1 protein-coding gene and 3 pseudogenes are annotated in these 3,276 nt (G+C 45.9%); 1 reads left to right on the top strand and 3 read right to left on the bottom strand.

The window, feature by feature from the left end:
* Positions 1-80: 80 nt before the first annotated feature.
* A pseudogene (locus PG887_RS21970) lies at positions 81-574 on the top strand (IS630-like element ISAhy2 family transposase); the annotation flags it as partial.
* A gap of 5 nt (positions 575-579) precedes the next feature.
* Here the strand turns inward: PG887_RS21970 and PG887_RS21975 are convergent.
* The 3 genes and pseudogenes from PG887_RS21975 to PG887_RS21985 form a co-directional block, all read right to left on the bottom strand.
* Positions 580-756: pseudogene (locus PG887_RS21975) on the bottom strand (IS1595 family transposase); the annotation flags it as partial.
* Between the two features lie 31 nt (positions 757-787).
* Positions 788-1,734: pseudogene (locus PG887_RS21980) on the bottom strand (IS30-like element ISAeca1 family transposase).
* 143 nt (positions 1,735-1,877) lie between these two features.
* The gene (locus PG887_RS21985) at positions 1,878-3,107 is read right to left on the bottom strand and encodes a sensor domain-containing diguanylate cyclase (protein ID WP_134695872.1); all 1,230 of its coding nucleotides are present in this window, start codon (positions 3,105-3,107) and stop codon (positions 1,878-1,880) included.
* Between the last annotated feature and the right edge of the window lie 169 nt (positions 3,108-3,276).

Genomic DNA, 3,276 nt, shown 5'->3' on the forward strand with positions numbered 1-3,276 from the left:
CCGAGAAACCCGAGCCGGAGCAAAAAGAGGCTGCTTAAAACAGCTTTGCGCGACAACTATCTTGAAAAACGCCGCCCGTGCCGACCTTGCGGATAAAAGACCCAGCCTATCAGGAAAAAATGGCGAATATCGACGCCGCGCTGGCCCGCTGTGATGCCGATAATCCGGTGTTTTATGAGGATGAAGTCGATATAGACCTCAATCCCAAATTAGGAGCCGACTGGATGTTCAGAGCGCAGCAAAAGCGGGTTGTCACACCGGGGCAGAATGCCAAGCATTATCTGGCAGGCGTTCTCCACGCAGGCAACGGAAGGGTACTTTACGTCAGCGGGATCAAGAAAAACTCATCGCTGTTTATTGCCATGCTGGAAAAGCTGCGCCACCACTACCGACGAGCCAAAACCATCACGTTGATCCTCGATAACTACATCATTCACAAAAGCAAACAGACCGAGCGATGGTTGAAGAAGAATCCCAAGTTCTGCCTGGTGTTCCAGCCAGTTTACAGCCCTTGGGTTAATCACATAGAACGGCTATGCACAAGTTACATGAAACCATCACGCGCAATCATCAACCTGATTACCCATGACCCTCAGCCAGCTTCAAGAGCCGATATGGCATCGGAGGGCTTGCCACGACTGCATGCCCCAATTCAACAAACATACTCTTGAGGTCAAAACGATGATTAAACCGGAAGCAGTATTCAGCAAGATGCCTTGGTAAATGCTTCGCTCCGAGCTTATGGCAACCGCGAATTCAACTTCGAAGTGCAATTCCCGATTAAAAATCAGGCTGCTTTCAGAAGTTCGTCAAAAACCACCTGTGGCTGTTTAAATCCCAAGCATTTGCGCGGCCTGAAGTTCAGCCGCTTTTCGACGGCTGACAGTGCCTCTGCTGTCACCACACTCAAATCACTGCCTTTGGGCACATATTGCCGCAGCAGACCATTGCTATTCTCATTCTGTCCCCGTTCCCATGCACTGTATGGATGCGCAAAGTACACCTGCGCTTCCAGCTCTGCTGCAACACGTTCATGTTCGACAAACTCGCTACCATTGTCAGCTGTGATGGTATGGACATGTGCCTGGTAGGGTTTCAGCATGCTGATAATGGTGTCCGCCACCGCGCTGGCTGTTTTGCTGGGAACGTATTGAACCAGGTAGAGCCGGCTCTTACGCTCCAACAGACTCACTATTGCACCGCTGCCTTGCTTACCCAACACGGTATCGACTTCCCAATCTCCCACACGGCTCCGCTCATTGACTATCGCAGGGCGTTCATCAATCGATACCGGATTGGGAATGACACTGCGTTTGCTGTCTTACCCTTGCGATAGCGTTTGTGACCCTGACGCAGATGCCGGTATAGCGTGCCACCGTTGGCCTTGTCGCGTGCCACATAGCGGTATATCCACTCGTGGCTAACCGGGCAGTTAATCATGTCTCCAACGCCACTGATTTGCTCGGGACTCCAGTCCGCGACCAGCGCCATGCAAACAAAGTCGATGGTATCAGACGGGACAGTACGCTTCTGACTCGTCAGCCGTCGTGCCGTGGCAAGTTGGTGAGCCTGCTGCGGCTGATAGGCCTGCCCAGCACAATTACGACGAAGCTCACGACTGATAGTCGATGGATGAACCCCGAGCTGTTTGGCAATGCGGGCCTGTGACAGGCCATGGTCACGGAGGCAGGCAATCTGGTATCGTAGCCCCTCGGTCAACTGCTGGTATTTCATGGTGTATCGCTTTGTTTCTTTGGCGAGAAGAAGCGTACCCTAACTGGTAGTTGACCGCCTCTCTCCTATGCACCATGGGCATTGCACTTATTATCTGAATTCACGGATGCCGATTCTCACTATTCAAGCCAAATTAAATCTTTTTATGCGATACATACACGATTTCTACCTTCGTTTTTTGCATGATATAAAGCACTATCCGCTTCTAGTAGTAATGTTTCTTCAGTCTTTATATGTGAGGTATTATCTGAACAGGCAATACCAAAGCTCATGGTGACAGAAAAATTGCCTTCATTCCTTTCAAACTTTAGATCAGAAATTGCTTGACGGATACGCTCTATAATTAACAGAGCATCTGTGGCATTGGTTTCACCCAGTATAATTAAAAACTCCTCACCACCATAACGCCCAACACAATCATGACTCCTTAAGTGGTTAGTTAAACTTTTACTGACCTCCTTCAGCGCTGTATCACCAGCAACATGACCATATGTGTCGTTGACATGTTTGAAATGATCTATATCAGCAAGTATTACAGTAGTAGGCTGTTTTTTTCTTGTGTCTTTTTCGATGGTGTTTTTTAGGAATTCCATTATAGCGCCCCGATGAAAAACACCAGTAAGTGCATCCCGAGAAGACTGCTCTTTGAGTTGCGCCAATGCATTTACCAACTGATTGTTTATGTCATAGATGCGTTGATAAAGACGGCTTTTTTCGACTAAAAATGATATTTGCCTTGCAAGGTTAATAAATATTTTTTGGTGGGCATCAATGTATGTGTTTTTTTCTTTGCTAGAGAAGAAAATGAAACCGATAGGCTTACCATCTGCAATGAGCGGGCAGGTTAAACTTGATTGAATGCCTTCAGCAACTATTAATTTAGTTGATAATGAGTTAGGGTTTTCAGCTAAATATAGTTGCAGGTCGTTAAGAATGCGGGGTTGTTGCGTGGTTAGTATCCCCTCTAAACTACTACCACTTAAAAAAGCAGTATATCCATTTTTGATCATTACTTTTTCTGGGTAATTGCTTTTTGTCCAATGAGCGAAAACCCGCTCATAATCATCAGATATTAATGCGCAGCCGATCCTATCGTAAGGTATTATTTCATGAAATGTGTCATATATGCGATTTAAAACCTCATCAAGAACACTGCCTTTACTGATTTCAGTGGATATTTCTTGAATTTTATTAAACCCATCAAGTCGGGCATCAAGCCAGGCAGCCAACTGAACAAGATCAGATTCAAAATCGAGAATGGATTCTATGTTGGTATCCTTCGGGAAAGATAAGGAACATTTGCCTTGTTTAATTTTTTTTATGGCTTCTCTGTATGAAGCTAACCGTTGAACTGATAGTGTTACATCGTTCATATCTTCTCCTTATCGGTACTGCGTTGACTTTTTGTAGCATAACGTCTGTTTAATCGATGATGCGAATAATACCTTGAGATCGTGATCTCCATCTAAATAACTGATCCCAATAGTGCTACACCTTCGCTGTACCATAGCCATTCCCCGGGAAAGGAGACACGGTATCCAT

The sequence above is a fragment of the Aeromonas sp. QDB14 genome, assembly GCF_027707845.1.
GTDB classification, from domain to species: Bacteria; Pseudomonadota; Gammaproteobacteria; order Enterobacterales; family Aeromonadaceae; genus Aeromonas; species Aeromonas caviae.